Below are 15,972 nucleotides of genomic sequence, written 5' to 3'. Positions count from 1 at the left end.
GTGCCCCCCCGCGGGGGTAATCACATCGCTGGGGGGGCCCCCCCCCCGGGTTTGGGTTGGGTTCCCTCGGGGTCCCCCCCCGGGGGGGGGGGGGGGGGGCCCCCCCCCCCCCCCCCGCCGATTATCGACTTGGCGCGTCTCTCTCGTGCTCAGTTCCTCCGGTGTGAGTCGGCGGGCAAAGTCAGCCCATAGATTGCCGCGACCTTGGCGGCCCACTCGCGCGAGCGTGGGGGCGCGTGCTGCAACTGATCCTCTGCCCACTCCTCCGGGCTGGGGATGTGACGTGCCGGGGTGGACTTCCTCCGTGTTCGGCTTGACGCGTCGGTGACGCATTGAGACGTCGTGTCGGTTGAGTGACACGGGGCGGACCGTGTCGGGCCGTCTACGGCCCGGTCAGCTTCTCGGACGGCGGTGCTCTGCCGAGTGCGCCGAGGCCTGGGTGTGTCCGATCGCTCTCCGCCGTCCGGGCCGTCGGCATGATCGCCGTCTGACGCGTTCGCTCCGCTGGGTGGGTTTTGGTGGCTGGGACGGCCGTCCTCGGTGTCGCGGTAGTAGTCATGGTCGCTGCCTTTCGGATGCTGCCGTGTGCTCGTCTGCGGTGCCGGTGCGGGGTGGTCGGGCAAAGGGCCGATCACCTCCCCTTGTCTGGCTGACGGGGAGTTGGGGAGGGACCAGGACCAGTCCCGGAATCTCTCCGGTTTCGGCCCGATCCTCGGTTTGGCCGGCGGCGGCCCCCCGAGCTCCCCGAGCCGTGTTCCCGCTGGTCAGCGAGGGGAGGTTGCTCGGGGGAGTCGGCGGGGAGAACTCCCCGCGTCCCCGCCCCCTCCCCGTTCGAGTCCCCGGCATCCCGGCGGGCGAGCGCGGCCGTGACGTCGGTGGCGTGCACGGTCATCACGCCGTGGGACTTGCGGGCGGTGATGCCGTGCTCGGCCAGCAGCGCGGCCAGCACGGTGAGGCTCCACCCGCCGTAGTGCTCCGAGTTGTGCTCCACCAGTCGCGCCAGCACCTGTTGTGTCCGTACCCGCTCGTCCCCGCCGATCACATCGGCGAGATCGGCCAGCTCGTCCACTTCGACTGGATCGGCCCCCGCCTCAAGCTGGGGCCGTGCGCTGGACTCGACTGCCCGGCCCATCTCCTCAATCAACGCCATGGCCCGGCCGATGACCGGGGTCACGTCGTCGGCCCCGTCCTCGAACGGCACGTAGAACGTGCGGACCAACTCGAACGTCTCATCGGTGATGCCGACCGCCACACAGGTTCCCCGGTCGGTGTTGATCCGCAGTTCGGTCGCGCGGATACCGGCCGCGTACTTGCCCGAACCCAACAGGCCGTCGTTGGCCACTTGATCGGCCACCGAGAACGCGACGCCACACGAGACGTTGCGGGTGACCTCCCTCGGGATGCTGTCCTTCGTCGGCGACTGGGTCGCCAGCAACAGCACGATCCCGTACTTACGTCCTCGCTTGATCAACCGCACGGCCAACTCAGCGGCTTTCTTCCCGAACTTCGGGTGCTGGAACAACTCGTGGCACTCGTCGATCCCGCACACCAGCGGGTGCAGGCCAGGCCCTGCCTTGTCGGCGAGCTTGCGCGAGACCTTCGGCGGGCGGCCCGGCTGCTCTCCGAGGACCTTGCCGCGTCGCTCCATTTCGGTCAGCAAGTCCGCCAGCGCCTGCGTTGCCGCTTCGGCCACGCTGTCGTCCATCCCCATCTGGTAGCGGGACAGCCGGGGCCGGAACGGGTCGAAGTCGGGTGACTCGCCCATCACGAACGCCCACAGTTCGGCCGTGGGGTCCAGTGCCGCGCCGAGCAGCAGCGTCCGCAACGCGGCCGACTTCCCTTGCCCCGGACGGCCACCGATCAACCAGTTGACCCCGACAAGCGGCGCGTTGATGACCAACCCGCGTTGCGACAGTCCGAACGGGACACCCTCGAACACGTCAACCTGTCCATCGTGGATCAGCGGCCATCCGCCGGCCCCGCCCCGCAGGACGCCCTTGTCGGCGATCCACAGGTCGAGGATGCCGTCCTCATCTCCCTTGGTAGGCCACGTTTCCAGCGACGCCCGCCCGAGGTTCGCGGCCAATTTGGACCGACGCGCAGCCACCATGTCGGCGGTCACGCCGAGCGGCAACCGGACCTGAGCGAACGTGCCCTCACCGTCTTTACGCGCGGCCACGGTGTAGACCAGCTCCCCGCCATCGCGGTAGAACCGGTCCAACGGCGTGATGCCCAGATGCGCCAGCGCCTTGCTGATCATCCGTTCGTCAATCCACGAATCGGCGTCGTCGCGGTCGGGGCGGACCAGCCACCCGGCACCGGGAGCGCGGTCGCGTCCCTCGAACGCCGCCGCGATCGCCCACGTCACCGGTGCCACGATCAGCAGCAGCAGCGGCACCACCACCGTCAGCGCCGACCACACGGCGGACACTCCCGTGTAGACGTCGGCCAGCCACGGCCACATGTCCACCCGGTCCATCACCGAATCCACCAGCCACAACACCGCCGCCACCGGAGCCGCAACCCGCAGTGTGATCACCAACCGGCGGAGCACGATCCCGAGCCTGGCCCACCGTGCCGTGGCATCCGACCGGATCAGCTCCTGCGCGGCACGCCGAGCCTCGGCATCCCCGGCCAGCCGCGCCCGGCGGGCGTCCGCCCGAAGATCGGCGTAGGTGGCCCAGTTCCAGAACTTGACCAGCCACCGCCAGTTCCCGCGCAGCACGAACCACACCAGCCGGACAACGTCCTGCGGGATCTTCCGCGCCCGGTAGGCGATCACCGACCGCGCCCGGACCACCGGCCCGGACCGCCATACCCGCCCGGCCGCGTCGGCAACGTGCTGCCACACCGACACCCGGCGCAGAACCGCCCGGCCATGCGGCTGGGGCAACGTGTCATCGATCAACTCACCGTCGAGCACCGGGCCGACGTGTTCGACGTCCCGGCCGCCAGCGCGGGCCACCTCGGCGTGTTCGTGCTCCTGTCGGTTCGGTTCGGTCATCAGCTCGCACCCCGCTTGCCGATCTCGGCGGTCAAGGTCGCGGCGAGCCGGGAGGACAGCCCGCGGGAACATCCCGCGGTCTCCCGCACCCACGCCGGAGTGATCTCCACACCGGGCGTCCACGCGGTACGGGCGTCGGTGAGGTAGTCGGCGAACAGCTTCCGCCGGGCCGGACGCGGCGCGGCCGGTTTCGGTGCCGCTGGTTCACGAACCGGCACGCTCTCCTCAGGCACCGGTGCGGTCGGTTCCTGCACTGGCGTGTTCGGTTCGTGGACCGGGACCACCAGTTGGGCGACCGGTGCCGACTCAGCAACGCTCGCCCGGTCAGTGGCGTTCATGAACGCCACTGTCACGGCGTCGGTGAGCTTGTCCCGCAGGTCCGTCACCGCCTCGGCCGCGACGAACACCACCAGCGGCGGAACCGAGTGCAGCACCACCCCGGCCGGCGAGCCGGAAACCCACGATGACCAGGTGTTCATCACGTAGGTGGCGGCCAGCGTGAACCACTTCGCTGCCCGTACCCACGCTCCCGTGTGGACCTGGTAGCGGGCGGTGATCTGCTCTGCCCGCAGGATGGCCAGCAGGACCAGGCACACGGTCGGGTCCAGCAGCCACGCCGTCAGCCACGGCAGCGATCCCACGGCCGAACCGGCGGCGGCGAACCACTGCACGTTGGCCGTGGTGAACGCCAATCCGAGCACGATCCCGGACCAGCACAGCCGGTCCACCTGAGCCCGGACCCGCTCCACCCGCAGCGCCACCACGTCGGGGTGGGTCTGCCAGCGGCGGACGTCGGCCGCTTCGGCCGCATTGGCGGCCAGCCGCCGGGCCCGCCCCGGCACCGTCGTTGTCTCGTTCTGGTTGGTCGTGGTCATCGGCGACCACCACCCCGGCGACGTGTGCTGGTGGTGTCCATGGACGTGACCGTCAGGACACGCGTGAGCACGTAGGCCGCGATCAGGTCCGGCACTCCGAGGACCACCAAGACCAACGTCGGGTTGTGCACGTGCGTGATCACCAGCCACTGAACGCCTGTGAACGCCGCGCCTGTGAACAGCACCCGCCCGGCGAGTGACACCACCCGGGAGCTTGCCCGTGCCGCGTCGGCGGCCCGGCGAGCCTTGCGGGCGCTGTAGCGCCAGCCCATGAACAGCGCCAGCAGCACCCCGACCCCGGCGAGGATCTGTGTCGGCGTGAAGTTGACCGTCATCGCGCCTCACCACCCCGGCGACGGGTCCACACCGGGTAGAGGGCGCGCCGGTCGGTGTCCGGCAACGCGCCCCAGACCCCGACCGTGTCCGGCCCGGCGGTGCGCAACTCCAGTTCTCGGCACTGGTCGATCACCGGGCACCCGGCACACATGTGGGCGGCCAACTCCCGGTCCGGCGTCTCCTGTCCGGGCAGTTCCGGCATGTCGGCCCGTTCGAACGCCCAGAAACACAGACCGTCCCTGGTCACCACTTCGTTCAGGACCTCATCCGGCACATCGGCGTATCGGTCGAGCTGAGCAGCCATCTCCGTGTAGTCGTAGTCAGTCATCGCGCACCGCCGTTGAGCACGCGAAGCACTTCGGTCGCTGGAATGACCAGGCGGGAGCGACGGCGCACCGCGCGGAGCACTCCGCCTCGGATCGCCGAGCAGACACAGGACTCGGAAACCCCAAAGTTCCACGCGGCTTGACGGATGGACAGAACCGCCGAAGAACCGGCGTTCTGGGTTGTGCTTTTCATTGATTTGACCCTTACTCTTGGCTTCGACCTGCGGGTTTGCAGGTCGTTGCCATCCAGTAAGCCGCCGACGCGAAAAAGCTACTATGTCAAGGCGTGAATAAAAGATTTATCAACGGAATGTTCGCAGGTCCAGACTATGTTCGGACGGCCCGGTATTCTGGAAAAGAATGTTGGATGCGCGAATATTCTCGGTCAGAATATCCCGCTACTGGGCGCGCTTGATGTCCGCGAACAGCTCCCGGAAGTCCGCACCCGCGCCTGCGCCGTAGGTGTCCAGCTCCTGCTCCAGCTCCGTGGAGACCATGAGTAGGGTCGGACGGCTCTGACGGCCGTTCTGAAGCGCTTGGATGCCCAGTGCAGCGGCTTCGTCGACGTCTCCACGCCGAGCAGCGATCACGGCGAGCGTGAGTTGCGCTTCGGCGATACGCATGGGCGCGGTCGGGATGCCCTCCGAGTTGACGCTACGGCGCATGACTTCCTCGGCATTGCGCTGCGCGAGCTGGTCCTCGCCGACAAGCCGGTAGGTGTCCATTGCGTAGAAATCCCACTTGTCCGGGTCGACCACGAAGTGATTGTCCGGCCGATCCGGATACGGCAGGTGCCCCAGGAGTTCGCTGCCAGCGTCGAGCGCCTTGTGGACTTCCTCTACCATTCCCATTCGCGCGTAGGCTTTAGCCTGCTGGCCGTAGAGCTGTACTGCGACGGAATGCGACGGCGCGGCCAGAGCGCCGGACTCGGCAGCTGGGATGACGGCGCGATAGTTTCCCGCTGTCAGGTGGAACCACGCCAGCATCTCATGCGCCCAGCCAACGATCCCGGCGTCTCCGGCTTCCTTGCCGAGTTCCATGGCCATGCGCCGCGTCGCTTCGGCCGCCCGCGCGTCGCCCACGTCGTACTCAAGGCATCCCACCAGAAGCGCCAGCGTCCCGGCCTTGGTGAGGACGTCACGGTGCTGAGCCAGCGTCAGGCGGTTTCCGAGCAACTCGGTCATCTTGCCGAGCCACTCTTTGCCGGTCGTCATGAGCTGACGGGCGTCCGCGTGCGGGTAGTCGCAGCACAACTGTTCAACGGTGATGTCCAGAGCGTCGATTGTGGACGAATCGATCGCCGACGCCCGGACCCGACGAAGCAGTTCGAGCGTGTCCATGCCTGTGTTCACGACGAGAAGTTCGTCTCGCGCCTCAGGGGTAACCAAGCCACTGGCCCGCGAGTCGCCAGAGTTCGGCCGTTGGCCGACCGTGAGATGCTGAAACCTCAAACGGCTTTGGCCGGGGAAGTCGAACCAGAGCAGATGCTTCGGCAGGTGAAGTATCTTCGCGTAGTTTCGGAGTGTTTCGAGGTTCTGCTCAGGCTTCCCGTTCTCCAGCTTGCTCACTTGGGCCTGAGTAAGGCCGAGCCAGCGACCCAACAGCTCTTGGTTCAGCGCCTTGCCGAACAGCTGAAGATGGCGCGGGTGGTTCCGGTACGCCTTGAACACTTTGCCGATGTGCTGACTTTCGAAGGCAGCCCGGAACTCGTCCGTCTCGAAGAACTCGTTCCGCAGCTGGACAGGAGGGGTTCGAAGCTGGTCGCGCTGCTCCCGATGGCACTTGCTACAGAGACGCGCAGAGTTGTCAGCGGCGAGCGCCGTCCCGCACCCCTGGCAGCGACGGCCGCCAGAAATGCCGGCCGCGCGGTGCTGCGGACCGCTGGGCGAGCTCATCGCGCCCCCTCTCGCTGCTGGTGCCGTTCCTCCCTCTGACCAGCGTACATAGGGCGACCGGCTCTCACCAGCGAGTGAATCGCATTCGCCTGGAATGCGGCTTCGACCTGGCGATATGCCGAGTAGAGCATGTCGCATGCCTACAGCGATATAGACCCGCCTACTGCGCAGCGTGACGGTTAGCCAGGCAAGTCCCAGCGAGACCCGCCCTGGCTCCTCCGACTGAACGGCGACATGAACACATGCTTCTCACAGCATCGCTTACGACTGGCGTAGCGCGCGTCATGAGCGGAATGCTGGATTCGACTCGACTTATCGACGAGATACTGAGAACTGATCACGTCGACTGGGAGACCACCCTCATTGTGGGTGACGTCGAATTTCATCGCAGCAAGGACGGTCCGTTCCCTGACCATCAGTTTCGAATAAGCGTTCGACCCTCGACGGGGTTTGCGGCCCTGAACTACATGGACAACAACGACCCGAAAATGCATATCGCCAACTCATTCAATCCAAAGCGCCCACTGCCAGATGTGAACCTGATATTCAATGGCACAACAGGCGCAGTATTTCCGCGCACGGCCGCCATCTTGATCCCCGCCGCGCGCGAGGCGCTGAATGAGTGGCTGACGACTCGAAAGCGGCCGACTTGTATCGAGTGGCGTCCATATGACTCATACTGATGAACTCGACCAGCGCCTGAGCGCGGTATCTCCAGCACTACTGGAGGAGCGGGGAAACCTGTACGTAACCTGGAGTCGCTGCCTTATCGACGGCCATAGTCACGCGGTTACGGATGAAGAGTTCGCGCGCGGCGTTCAGCAGCGACGCGGGCAGTTTTCAGCCCTGTGCGGCCATCGACTACTAATCGCGTCAGTTCTCATACCCTGCGGCCCGCCCTGCTCTCGGTGTCGCATGTACCTCACGGCGCGCACCACTCTGCACAACGCGACTGAGCGCCTTCGGGTGCCAGAGCAGCAAAAAGAGGGCTTGTGGAGCCGATTTATCCGGCACACGCGATCGTCCGCCGTCGCGTCCCCTCAACGTGACGGCGGATGTCAGAATCCGGCGGGGACGGGCTGCGCCCCGACCGCGGCCGTCCCCGCCGGACGCCAAGCCCTACGGGGTGAGCAATGACCGTGCGTCTACTCTTCGGGCGGCCACTCCCAGGCGTCGTGAGCGAGACGCGCCGAGTTGTACACGTGTTCGAATTCCTGGGGCAGAACGTGACTACAGACCGCCTGTCGGCATTCTGCTCGGCTTCATTCGGCCCCGGCGAACTCGAACTACTCAATCGCCCACTCGGGATGCCCTGCGAATCGTGTTTGCGGCGGACTCCGACCCCGGAGCCCGAGTTGCCACGCAAGGACGGGCCGCCAGAACCGATGCGCGCATTGGAGGCGTGACGTGATGGGAGAGGTAGCATCTGGGGTGCTGTTTGATGAAGATTTCCAGCAACTATCGCGAGAGCGAGAGCCCGGCGAGCCGCTGACTGACGAAGACTGGGCCGCCGCCCAACGCGTTGTGGACGCTTACTGGCTGCGCTTCCGTCCCTCACGCCCCCTGCCGGAGCAGTGGCGTTGAAACTAGACGAGACAGGGATTTCGTGGAACCGATCGGTACGGCAAGTCAGCTCGCGGAGGAGCGCACTCAACGTAACGCCCGGCTGTTGGCCGCCTGGAATTATGGCAAGCCTATCGTTGAGCTAGCACGCGAATTTGATTTATCGTTGAGTTGGACCGGTACATTGCTGCGCAAGCTCGGTGCCAACGTACCGAAAACCGGTCGCCGCATTAAGTGCCAACTGGATGACTCAGCCGTCGTCGGTCAGTACGAAAGTGGTTCGACAGTCCGGGAGGTCGCCGTGCTCAACGGGATGTCTTACGGAAAGATTTACCGGCTGCTCCAGGAAGTGGGAGTTTCAAGGCGCCCACGAGGTGGGCGTGTCGTTATAGCAGTCCGGCACGAAACGGCGTCATCATGACATCGGCTGCCTCGATCTACTTGTGCGCGCGTTATGAAGCCGGAGCGACAATCGAAGCTCTCGCCGAAGAAACCGGACTCAGCTACCGTCGCGTGCGGGAAACGCTCCTGGCATTCGGAACCGTTCTGCGCTCGCCGATGGTTCGAGTTCCTCAGTGTCCGCCGGGCATGGTCAACATGTACGAGTGCGGCGCATCGATCCGAGCCGTCGCCACCCGATACGACCTCACTTACTCCCAAGCACGCAACATGCTGCGGCACTCTGGCGTGACGCTGCGTCCTCCCGGTCGGCAAGCGGCAGGTCGCCCCAACCGAGGCTGTTGACGAGCACTTCTCATACGGTCGTAAGAGTCACCGCCCTGGGTAACGTGCGCCCGGGATCGGCGGAATCCCAGGGAGCAGATGCCCTGGCCCACGGCGTCGCACGGCAGGATGGAGTGGCACAGCATGCCTGCCCCGCTCTGGTGATCGTTTTCACCAGCGTCGGCTGGCGACGACGGAACTAGGAAGTGCCTATGGCGAATCACAGCAGGTCAGTGCTTGATCTAGAGCGCATTAGAAGATTCGTAGTTGTCGCCGAGGAACTCCACTTCGGCCGGGCCGCGACGCGGCTGCACATCAGCCAGCCGCCGCTGAGCCGGGCGATCAAGCAGCTGGAGGCGGACGTCGGCGCCGTGCTGCTGCTCCGGTCCGCCGCGGGTGTCGCGCTGACCCCCGCCGGGGCGGCGCTGCTGGACGAGGCGCGCGGGCTGCTCGACCACGCCGACCGGGCGCGCGTGCGCGTCGCCGCGGCGGCCGGCGCCGCGACCCTGACTGTCGGCCTCCTCGCCGACAGCGCCGACCCGGGTGCGACCCGCCTCGCCGACGCCTATCGCCGGCAGCACCCGGGTGTCGAGGTGGTCGTCCGGGACACCGACCTGACCGACCCGACCTGCGGGCTGCGTGCCGGGCTGGTCGACGTCGCCCTGACGCGCGGGCCGTTCGACGAGACCGGCCTGACCGTCCACGAGCTGCGCACCGACCCGGTGGGTGCGGTGTTGCGTGCCGACGACCCGTTGGCGCGCCGGGAAAGCCTGAAGCTGGCCGACCTGGCCGATCGCCGCTGGTTCCGGTTCCCGGACGGCACCGACCCGGTCTGGCAGGCGTACTGGCACGGCGGGGAACCCCGCGAAGGGCCGGTGGTGCGCGCCGTCCAGGAGTGTGTGCAGGCCGTGCTCTGGAACGGGACCGTCGGGCTGACCCCGCTCGGGCACCAGCCGGCCGGGGAGCTGGTCGTGGTGCCGCTCGTCGACCTGGCGCCGAGTCCCGTGGTCGTCGCGTGGAAGGACGCCGGCCCGCTGATCCGGTCGTTCGTGCAGCTCGCGGCGGCCGCCTATCAGACCACCGGCGGGCGCCGGACGTCGTAGAGGTCCCAATCCAGCTGCCAGAACGCGTCGATGCCGTGCTCGCGGATGTACTTCCGCTCGGTGTCGTGCACCGGGTAACAACCGGCGATGCTGATCGGCGCGCCGCCGAGGTCGATCAGCGTGTACTGGTCGGCGTCCAGGCCCGCGGGCGCCGAAACGGCGAAGGCCGTCATGGCGGACTCCGAAGCGATCGGCTGCCCGAAGTCGATCGTGTCGCCGTAGACGAACGGGCAGGTGCCGCGCAGCTGCTCGGCGAGGTAGCCGATGGCCAGCGCCCACACCGGGTCGTCGGACCGGACGCTGATCCACAGCTCCGGTTTCACGCCGTGCCAGTCCGGGTGGTCCGCCAGCGAGAGGCCGTAGGTCGCGCCGGTGAGGTAGCGCGGTTCCGGCTCGTCGGCGTAGACGAACGCGATGACGTCGTCGAGCCCGGCGTGGGTGGACGGGATCGGCTGCAGCCGGGGCTCGGTGGTCCCGGTCAGGGTGTCGAGATGGGCGACATACCGCTCGGCACGGCTCGGCATGGCGCGCAGCATACGACCCACCGGCCGGGCCCGCGGCGGATGCCGTTGGCCCGGGCGCGGCACTTTCGGGCAGGGTGGGGGACATGCGAGTGCTCGTGATCGGAAGCGGAATCGGCGGCGCGGCAACGGCCTGGCACCTGGCCGGCCGGGGCGTGGAAGTGGTCGTGGCAGATGCGGCGCGGCCCGGGACGGCCACCGAAGCCGGCGCCGGGATCGTCAGCCCGTGGACGTCGCGCTGGGAAGACGCGCTCTACCCGCTCGCGGCGGCCGCGGGCCGGTACTACCGGGAGTTCACGGCCTCCCTCGAGGACTCGTCGTTCGAGGTGGTCGGCGGGATGATCGTGTCGGCCGACGAGACCGAGCTGGCCGAAGCGCACGCGCGCCTGACCGCACGGGCGGCGGACGCGCCGGAGATCGGCGAGATCCGGCGGCTCGACCCGGCGCAGGCCCGCGAACTGTTCCCGCCGCTGGCGCCCGGCCTGAGCGCGGTCCACCTGGCCGGCTCCGGCCGGGTCGACGGCCACCAGCTGCGCCGCGCGCTGCTGTCGGCCGCCGAACGCCGGGGCGCGAAGTTCGTCGAAGGCGAGGTCGCGTTCCGGGCGGACGGGACCGTCGCGAGCCCGTCGGGCCCGCTGGAGGCGGACAGCGTGGTGGTCGCGGCCGGCGCGTGGAGCCGCGAACTGCTGGCACCGCTCGGGATCACCCTGCCGGTGACGCCGCACCGCGGCCAGATCAGCCACTTCGGCCTGCCGGACACGGACACGTCGGCCTGGCCGGTGGTGATGCCCCGCACCAGCCACTACCTCCTGGCCTTCGGCGGCGGCCGGGTGGTGGCGGGCGCAACCCGCGAGCCGGACGCCGGCTTCGACTACCGCGTGACGGCGGCCGGCCAGCGCGAGGTGCTGGACAACGCACTGACGGTCGCCCCCGGCCTCGCCGGCGCAACCCTCGCGGAGACCCGGGTCGGCTTCCGCCCGGGAACACCGGACGGCTTGCCGATCCTCGGCCTCCTCCGGCCGGGCCTGGCGGTGTCGACGGGCTTCGGCGCGGGCGGGCTGACAAACGCACCGTTCGCGGGAAAGCTGGTCGCGGCGATCGCCCTGGGCGAGGACCCGGGCTTCGACCTGAGCCCGTTCGCCCCGGACCGGTTTTGAGGGAATATCGCCTGCGCAAGGCGACGGAAGCGGACCTCGAAGCGCTGGTCGCGATCCTCGACAGCGCGGTGGCTTGGCTCGGGCAGCGCGGGCTGGACCAGTGGGCCGGATCGCCTTGGCGCGCGGACGAGCTGCGCCCAGGCTTGGCGACCGGCGGGCTCCGGGTGGCAGAGACGCGGACGGAGACGGGTGGGCCGGATTCGTCCGCCGGTGCCGGACCACGGATGGCGGCGCGGGCGGCGTTGCCGCCGGCGGGTGGGGGAGTGGTGCCGCCTGCGGTGGGCGGTTCGATCGCTTCGGTCGGCCTGGGAATAGCGGCGCGGGAGGCGTGGTCGGGTGGTTTGCCCCCTGGCGCCGACGCGCCGCCGGCAGCGCGGGAGGCGTTGCCGTCTGCGGCGGGTGGGGCTTCTGCCGTGCCCCCATCGGAGACCATGTCGTCTTCGGCGGGCAGCACCGCAGCATCGCCAGCCGAAGCCGCGCGGTCCGCGGATGCGTCCCGCCCGGTCGCGACCATGACCCTCGGCGAGGATCCCGCCTCCCACTGGCGCCCGGCCGATGATCTCTCCGCCGCGCTCTACCTCAGTCGCCTCGCCGTCGATCGGCGGCTTGCCGGGCTGCCACCGGCGCCGTCAGCCCTCGGTGACCAGCTCCAGCGCGTGGTCACCCGTGCGCTCGACCACCAGGCCCGCCTTGGTGATCACCTTCATCAGCTGGTCCACAGTGGACGGTTCGGCGCGGGTCTCGGCCAGGACACGCGCCAATCGGCCTTTGTACGCCTTGTTGAAGTGGCTGACCGTCACGCGCTCGCCGCGGGCGTTCTCCGTGACCACGCGGACCGTCACCGCGTCCGGGCGCAGCTTGGCGAACGCCGAGTACGTGCCCGAGCGCAGGTCCACCACCAGGCCCTCGACCTGCTGCAGCACCGGCTCGAGGACCGGCTTCCACAGCCCGCGGACGGTCCCCACCGACGGCAGCGAGTTCCCGCCCGACAGCCGGTACGCCGGGATCGGGTCGGTCGCCGACACCACCCCGAACACCGACGACGTCACCGCCAGCCGGCGGTGCGCCTTCTCGAGGCCCGCCTTCGTGAAGCTCTTGACGTCGAGCGCGTCGTAGAGGACGCCGGTGTAGCGGCGCAGCGCCGGCATCGTCGGTGACGACCACAGCTCGGCGTTGCGCGTGACCTCCCCGGCCTGACGCTCGGTGATGCCCAGCGCCGCGATGCTGGCCGGGACGTCGCCGGCCAGCTCGGCCAGCGCGTCGACGAGCTTCGCGCGGGTCGGGTTCAGCTCGGGGAACGACAGCGCGGCGAGGTCGAGCGGGCCGCCGCGGCCGCCGTCGGCCTTGGTCTCGGATGGGGGGAGGAGCACCAGCACGCACCGAGCGTAAATCGGGGTGCGTGGGCGCCGCCGTCCGGCCTAGCCTCGCGGGATGGACCTCACCTGGCGCCCGTTGACCCTCGAGGACGTCCCCGCCCTCACCCGCCTGTACGCGGCGGCCGAGGAAGTCGACCGGACAGGTGACCACTTCAGTGCCGACGACCTCCGCGAAGAGCTGGAAGCACCCAACGTCGACCTGGCCCGCGCCACCATCGGCGCCTGGGCGGGCGAGCGGCTCGCCGGTTACGGCCTGATCCGCCGCCGCGACGCCGCGAACCCGGTGCACATGGTCCGGCTCCAGTCGGTCGTGCACCCGATGCACCGGACCCAGGCCGTCGGCGCTCACCTGATCGAGTGGTTCGCGCGGACGAGCCGCGAGGTCAGCGAGCGGGCCTTCCCCGGCGCGCCGCTGGAGGTGCACCACGGCCTCCACCAGAACGAACGCTGGATGGCCGGCGTCCTCGCGGGCGCGGGCTACACGCACGGCCGGACGATGGTCAACATGCGCGTCACCCTCGCCGATCTGCCACCGCAGCCGCCGCTGCCGGACGGTCTCGAAGCGGTGCCGTACGGCGTCGAGCACGACCTCGCCGTGCTCGACGCCCGCAACGACACCTTCGCCGGCCACTGGGGCAGCACGGTCTACGAACTCGAGGCTTGGCGCCACCTGGTCACCGGCTCGAAGGACTTCCGGCCGGACCTGTCGTTCCTCGTCCTCGACGGTGACAAGGTCCTCGCATTCGTGCTGAGCCACTTCTACGCGTCCGAAGCGGAGGCGACGGGCATCCGCGAGCACTACGCCAGCTGGGTGGGAACGCGGGAGGTGCTGCGCGGCCGCGGTGTCGCATCCGGGTTGCTCGGCCACACGCTCCGGGCCGTCAAGGCGGCCGGATTCGACCGGTCGGCGCTGAACGTCGACGTCGACAATGCGCACCGCGCGCTGGGTGTGTACGAACGGTGCGGATATGGCGTCGACGACGAATGGCACGTGTACGTGCTGTCCTGAAATCGGGACGCCCCACCGCCGATCAGGGAATGGACGGCGTTCGTACCATCGCCTCATGAAGCCGACTTCCGCTTCCCCGGGTTCGAGAGCATTGGCCGCGTCGCTGCGCGAAGTGCGCGCTGCGCGCGGTAAAGGACTTCGCGAGCTCGCGCGGATGGTGCGCATTTTGCCGCAGTTGTTGTCGGCGTGGGAAAAGGGCCACCGGGTCCCCGGCCCGGAAGACGTGGCCCGCCTACTGGGCGCCCTCCAGGTGGACGACGTGACCTACGACCGCATGATGCGCCTGGCCAGACGCGCCAAGGACGACAACTGGCTCGATTCGAACCCGTCGGACCTGCCGCCCGCGCTGAGCGGGATCGTCGAGTACGAGCGCACCGCCACCCGCATCACGATGTGGTCGCTGGCGATTCTGCCGGGAATCCTGCAGACCCCGGACTACGCCCGCGATGTGCTGAGCAATGCCGAGATCGCTCTGGAGCAGGCGGACGCGATGCTGGTGGCGCGGTTGAATCGCCAGCGGATCCTGGTGAAGCCGGAACCGGTCCGGCTGACCGCATTCATCGGTGAAATGGCGATCCGTGAGCAGATCGGCAGTGCCGACATCATGTCCGATCAGGTGGACCACTTGCTCAGGGTGGCGATCCAGCCGAATGTTTCGCTGCAGATCGTGCCGGGGAACATCGGCTACCACCCCGGGTTGATCGGCCCGTTCGTGCTCTACGAGTTCGCCGACCTGCCGCCCATCGTGCACTTGGAGAGTTCTCACGCCACCGCGTTCCTGCACGATGCGAGAGTTGTGAGTGATTACCGCCGCCAGGCTAGGATCTTGGCGGGCAGAGCGTTGAGCGAAGTCGCCACCCGGGACCTGCTCCGGGAGGTCGCGCGTTAACTCGGGAGGCCATCGCATGGACCACGTCATCTGGCGTAAGTCGAGCTACAGCGGTACCGAGTCAAACTGCGTCGAGGTGGGCTGGCGCAAGTCAAGCTACAGCGGCGGCCAGTCCGAGTGCGTCGAGGTGAAGCTGGACCACTCCGTCGGCATCCGGGACACGAAGGCCCGGGAGCACGGCCAACTCGCCGTCTCCCGCGCCGCCTGGATCGCCGCCGTCACAGCTCTACGAGGTTGAGCAGCTCCTCACCCTTCACGTACCTCCGCAACTGCTCCGCCGCCAGCTTCTTCGCGCGCGGATAAAACGACGCCGACCCACCCGCGATGTGCGGGGTGATGACCACGCCCGGCACCGTCCACAGTGGATGGTCCGACGGCAGCGGCTCCGGATCGGTCACGTCGAGACCGGCGCGCAGCCGTCCGGCGCGCGTCTCGGCCAGGAGCGCGTCGGTGTCCACCGCCGTGCCGCGGCCGACGTTGACCACCAGGGCGTCGGCGGGCAGGGCCGCCAGCTCGTCCGCGCCGATCAGGCCGCGGGTCGCCGGGGTGTCCGGCAGGATCAGCACCAGGATGTCCGCCTCGGGTAGCAGGGCAGGCAGCTCGTCGACACCGTGGACGCCGTCGTCCGGACGCGCCCGGCTCGCCACCCGCGTCACCACGGCCTCCGCGGCGACGAGCTGGCGCTCGATCGCCAGGCCGATCGAGCCGTGGCCGACCAGCAGTACGCGGCTGTCGGCGAGGGAGCGGGTGTGCTCGCGTGTCCACTCACCGCGCGTCTGCTGCGCGAACCATCGCGGCAGGTCCCGCTGGGCCGCGTGGATCAGCGCGAGCGCGTGCTCGGCGACGCTCAGGTCGTGCAGCCCCCGTCCGTTCGCCAGCCGCACGCCCGCCGGCAGCAGCGGCACGAGCGCCTCGACCCCGGCCGACAGCGACTGCACCACCCGCAGCGACGGCAGCTCCGCGATCAGCTTCGGCGGCTCCGGCCCGCGGTCGTAGGGCAGCACGTAGAACTCGACACCGCCGAGGTCCGCTGGCGGAGCTTCAACACCGTCGTAGTAGGCGACTTCGACCCCCTCCGGCACGTCGATGTCGGTCCACGGCAGCAGTGCACGAGCGCTCATGCCGCCTTTCTACAGGCTAGCTCCCGTCGCTCACGAATCCGTGGCAAGTTCCGGCTTTTGACGCGGATCCGGCC

At 68.7% G+C, this 15,972-nt stretch carries 16 protein-coding genes; 8 read left to right on the top strand and 8 right to left on the bottom strand.

All coding sequences use genetic code 11. The features are described from left to right. Positions 1 to 631: 631 nt before the first annotated feature. The 5 genes from ACIA5G_RS48385 to ACIA5G_RS48365 form a co-directional block, all read right to left on the bottom strand. Positions 632 to 2,734, bottom strand: coding sequence for a hypothetical protein (locus ACIA5G_RS48385; protein WP_395936311.1), 2,103 nt, complete (start codon positions 2,732 to 2,734; stop codon positions 632 to 634). Between the two features lie 269 nt (positions 2,735 to 3,003). Then, positions 3,004 to 3,879, bottom strand: a complete 876-nt coding sequence (locus ACIA5G_RS48380; protein ID WP_395936309.1) for a hypothetical protein — start codon at positions 3,877 to 3,879, stop codon at positions 3,004 to 3,006. After that, the gene (locus tag ACIA5G_RS48375) at positions 3,876 to 4,214 is read right to left on the bottom strand and encodes a hypothetical protein (protein WP_395936307.1); all 339 of its coding nucleotides are present in this window, start codon (positions 4,212 to 4,214) and stop codon (positions 3,876 to 3,878) included. The genes ACIA5G_RS48380 and ACIA5G_RS48375 overlap by 4 nt, the downstream gene beginning before the upstream one ends. Beyond that, a complete protein-coding gene (locus ACIA5G_RS48370; RefSeq protein ID WP_395936305.1) occupies positions 4,211 to 4,543 on the bottom strand; it encodes a WhiB family transcriptional regulator in 333 nt (110 codons plus the stop codon). Before ACIA5G_RS48370 ends, ACIA5G_RS48375 begins: the two co-directional genes overlap by 4 nt. Before the next feature lie 396 nt (positions 4,544 to 4,939). After that, entirely contained in the window at positions 4,940 to 6,436 is a 1,497-nt protein-coding gene (locus tag ACIA5G_RS48365; protein ID WP_395936303.1) for a helix-turn-helix transcriptional regulator, read from the bottom strand. A gap of 284 nt (positions 6,437 to 6,720) precedes the next feature. Between ACIA5G_RS48365 and ACIA5G_RS48360 the strand changes: the two genes are divergently transcribed. The 4 genes from ACIA5G_RS48360 to ACIA5G_RS48345 all read left to right on the top strand — a co-directional run bounded on the left by ACIA5G_RS48360 (position 6,721) and on the right by ACIA5G_RS48345 (position 9,825). Then, positions 6,721 to 7,119 carry an Imm1 family immunity protein gene (locus ACIA5G_RS48360; protein WP_395936301.1) on the top strand — a complete coding sequence of 133 codons (399 nt, stop codon included), beginning with the start codon at positions 6,721 to 6,723 and terminating at the stop codon, positions 7,117 to 7,119. A gap of 923 nt (positions 7,120 to 8,042) precedes the next feature. Continuing rightward, positions 8,043 to 8,420, top strand: coding sequence for a helix-turn-helix domain-containing protein (locus tag ACIA5G_RS48355; RefSeq protein ID WP_395936299.1), 378 nt, complete (start codon positions 8,043 to 8,045; stop codon positions 8,418 to 8,420). Continuing rightward, a complete protein-coding gene (locus ACIA5G_RS48350; RefSeq protein WP_395936297.1) occupies positions 8,417 to 8,743 on the top strand; it encodes a helix-turn-helix domain-containing protein in 327 nt (108 codons plus the stop codon). Before ACIA5G_RS48355 ends, ACIA5G_RS48350 begins: the two co-directional genes overlap by 4 nt. A 212-nt stretch (positions 8,744 to 8,955) precedes the next feature. Then, positions 8,956 to 9,825 (top strand): LysR family transcriptional regulator, encoded by an 870-nt coding sequence (locus tag ACIA5G_RS48345; protein ID WP_395936295.1) that lies wholly within the window; start codon positions 8,956 to 8,958, stop codon positions 9,823 to 9,825. On the opposite strand, the gene ACIA5G_RS48340 is transcribed toward ACIA5G_RS48345, so the two are convergent. Next, the gene (locus ACIA5G_RS48340) at positions 9,795 to 10,349 is read right to left on the bottom strand and encodes a suppressor of fused domain protein (RefSeq protein WP_395936293.1); all 555 of its coding nucleotides are present in this window, start codon (positions 10,347 to 10,349) and stop codon (positions 9,795 to 9,797) included. The two genes, ACIA5G_RS48345 and ACIA5G_RS48340, sit on opposite strands and share 31 nt — an antisense overlap. An 83-nt stretch (positions 10,350 to 10,432) precedes the next feature. On the opposite strand from ACIA5G_RS48340, the gene ACIA5G_RS48335 reads away from it, so the two are divergent. Further along, positions 10,433 to 11,503 (top strand): NAD(P)/FAD-dependent oxidoreductase, encoded by a 1,071-nt coding sequence (locus tag ACIA5G_RS48335; RefSeq protein WP_395936291.1) that lies wholly within the window; start codon positions 10,433 to 10,435, stop codon positions 11,501 to 11,503. 629 nt (positions 11,504 to 12,132) lie between these two features. On the opposite strand, the gene yaaA is transcribed toward ACIA5G_RS48335, so the two are convergent. Further along, positions 12,133 to 12,879 carry a peroxide stress protein YaaA gene (yaaA, locus tag ACIA5G_RS48330; protein ID WP_395936289.1) on the bottom strand — a complete coding sequence of 249 codons (747 nt, stop codon included), beginning with the start codon at positions 12,877 to 12,879 and terminating at the stop codon, positions 12,133 to 12,135. A gap of 55 nt (positions 12,880 to 12,934) precedes the next feature. On the opposite strand from yaaA, the gene ACIA5G_RS48325 reads away from it, so the two are divergent. From ACIA5G_RS48325 to ACIA5G_RS48315, 3 genes are read left to right on the top strand one after another with little or no spacing between them, the layout of a single operon-like run. After that, on the top strand, positions 12,935 to 13,888 hold the full coding sequence (locus ACIA5G_RS48325) for a GNAT family N-acetyltransferase (protein ID WP_395936287.1): 954 nt from the start codon (positions 12,935 to 12,937) through the stop codon (positions 13,886 to 13,888). Positions 13,889 to 13,943: 55 nt separating this feature from the next. Next, entirely contained in the window at positions 13,944 to 14,777 is an 834-nt protein-coding gene (locus tag ACIA5G_RS48320) for a helix-turn-helix transcriptional regulator (RefSeq protein ID WP_395936285.1), read from the top strand. Positions 14,778 to 14,793: 16 nt separating this feature from the next. Beyond that, entirely contained in the window at positions 14,794 to 15,015 is a 222-nt protein-coding gene (locus tag ACIA5G_RS48315) for a DUF397 domain-containing protein (RefSeq protein ID WP_395936283.1), read from the top strand. Here ACIA5G_RS48315 and ACIA5G_RS48310 read toward each other — a convergent pair. Further along, positions 14,996 to 15,898, bottom strand: coding sequence for a 2-hydroxyacid dehydrogenase (locus ACIA5G_RS48310; protein ID WP_395936281.1), 903 nt, complete (start codon positions 15,896 to 15,898; stop codon positions 14,996 to 14,998). The two genes, ACIA5G_RS48315 and ACIA5G_RS48310, sit on opposite strands and share 20 nt — an antisense overlap. Positions 15,899 to 15,972: the final 74 nt, after the last annotated feature.

It is taken from the genome of Amycolatopsis sp. NPDC051758 (genome assembly GCF_044453095.1).
GTDB lineage: Bacteria > Actinomycetota > Actinomycetes > Mycobacteriales > Pseudonocardiaceae > Amycolatopsis.
This window is presented reverse-complemented; position numbering and strand designations above follow the sequence as displayed.

Coding starts and splice junctions, on each gene's coding strand:
- ACIA5G_RS48380 (WP_395936309.1), bottom strand. CDS start 3,879: ATGACCACGACCAACCAGAACGAGACAACGACGGTGCCGGGGCGGGCC.
- ACIA5G_RS48375 (WP_395936307.1), bottom strand. CDS start 4,214: ATGACGGTCAACTTCACGCCGACACAGATCCTCGCCGGGGTCGGGGTG.
- ACIA5G_RS48370 (WP_395936305.1), bottom strand. CDS start 4,543: ATGACTGACTACGACTACACGGAGATGGCTGCTCAGCTCGACCGATAC.
- ACIA5G_RS48365 (WP_395936303.1), bottom strand. CDS start 6,436: ATGAGCTCGCCCAGCGGTCCGCAGCACCGCGCGGCCGGCATTTCTGGC.
- ACIA5G_RS48360 (WP_395936301.1), top strand. CDS start 6,721: ATGAGCGGAATGCTGGATTCGACTCGACTTATCGACGAGATACTGAGA.
- ACIA5G_RS48350 (WP_395936297.1), top strand. CDS start 8,417: ATGACATCGGCTGCCTCGATCTACTTGTGCGCGCGTTATGAAGCCGGA.
- ACIA5G_RS48340 (WP_395936293.1), bottom strand. CDS start 10,349: ATGCCGAGCCGTGCCGAGCGGTATGTCGCCCATCTCGACACCCTGACC.
- ACIA5G_RS48335 (WP_395936291.1), top strand. CDS start 10,433: ATGCGAGTGCTCGTGATCGGAAGCGGAATCGGCGGCGCGGCAACGGCC.
- ACIA5G_RS48325 (WP_395936287.1), top strand. CDS start 12,935: ATGGACCTCACCTGGCGCCCGTTGACCCTCGAGGACGTCCCCGCCCTC.
- ACIA5G_RS48320 (WP_395936285.1), top strand. CDS start 13,944: ATGAAGCCGACTTCCGCTTCCCCGGGTTCGAGAGCATTGGCCGCGTCG.
- ACIA5G_RS48315 (WP_395936283.1), top strand. CDS start 14,794: ATGGACCACGTCATCTGGCGTAAGTCGAGCTACAGCGGTACCGAGTCA.
- ACIA5G_RS48310 (WP_395936281.1), bottom strand. CDS start 15,898: ATGAGCGCTCGTGCACTGCTGCCGTGGACCGACATCGACGTGCCGGAG.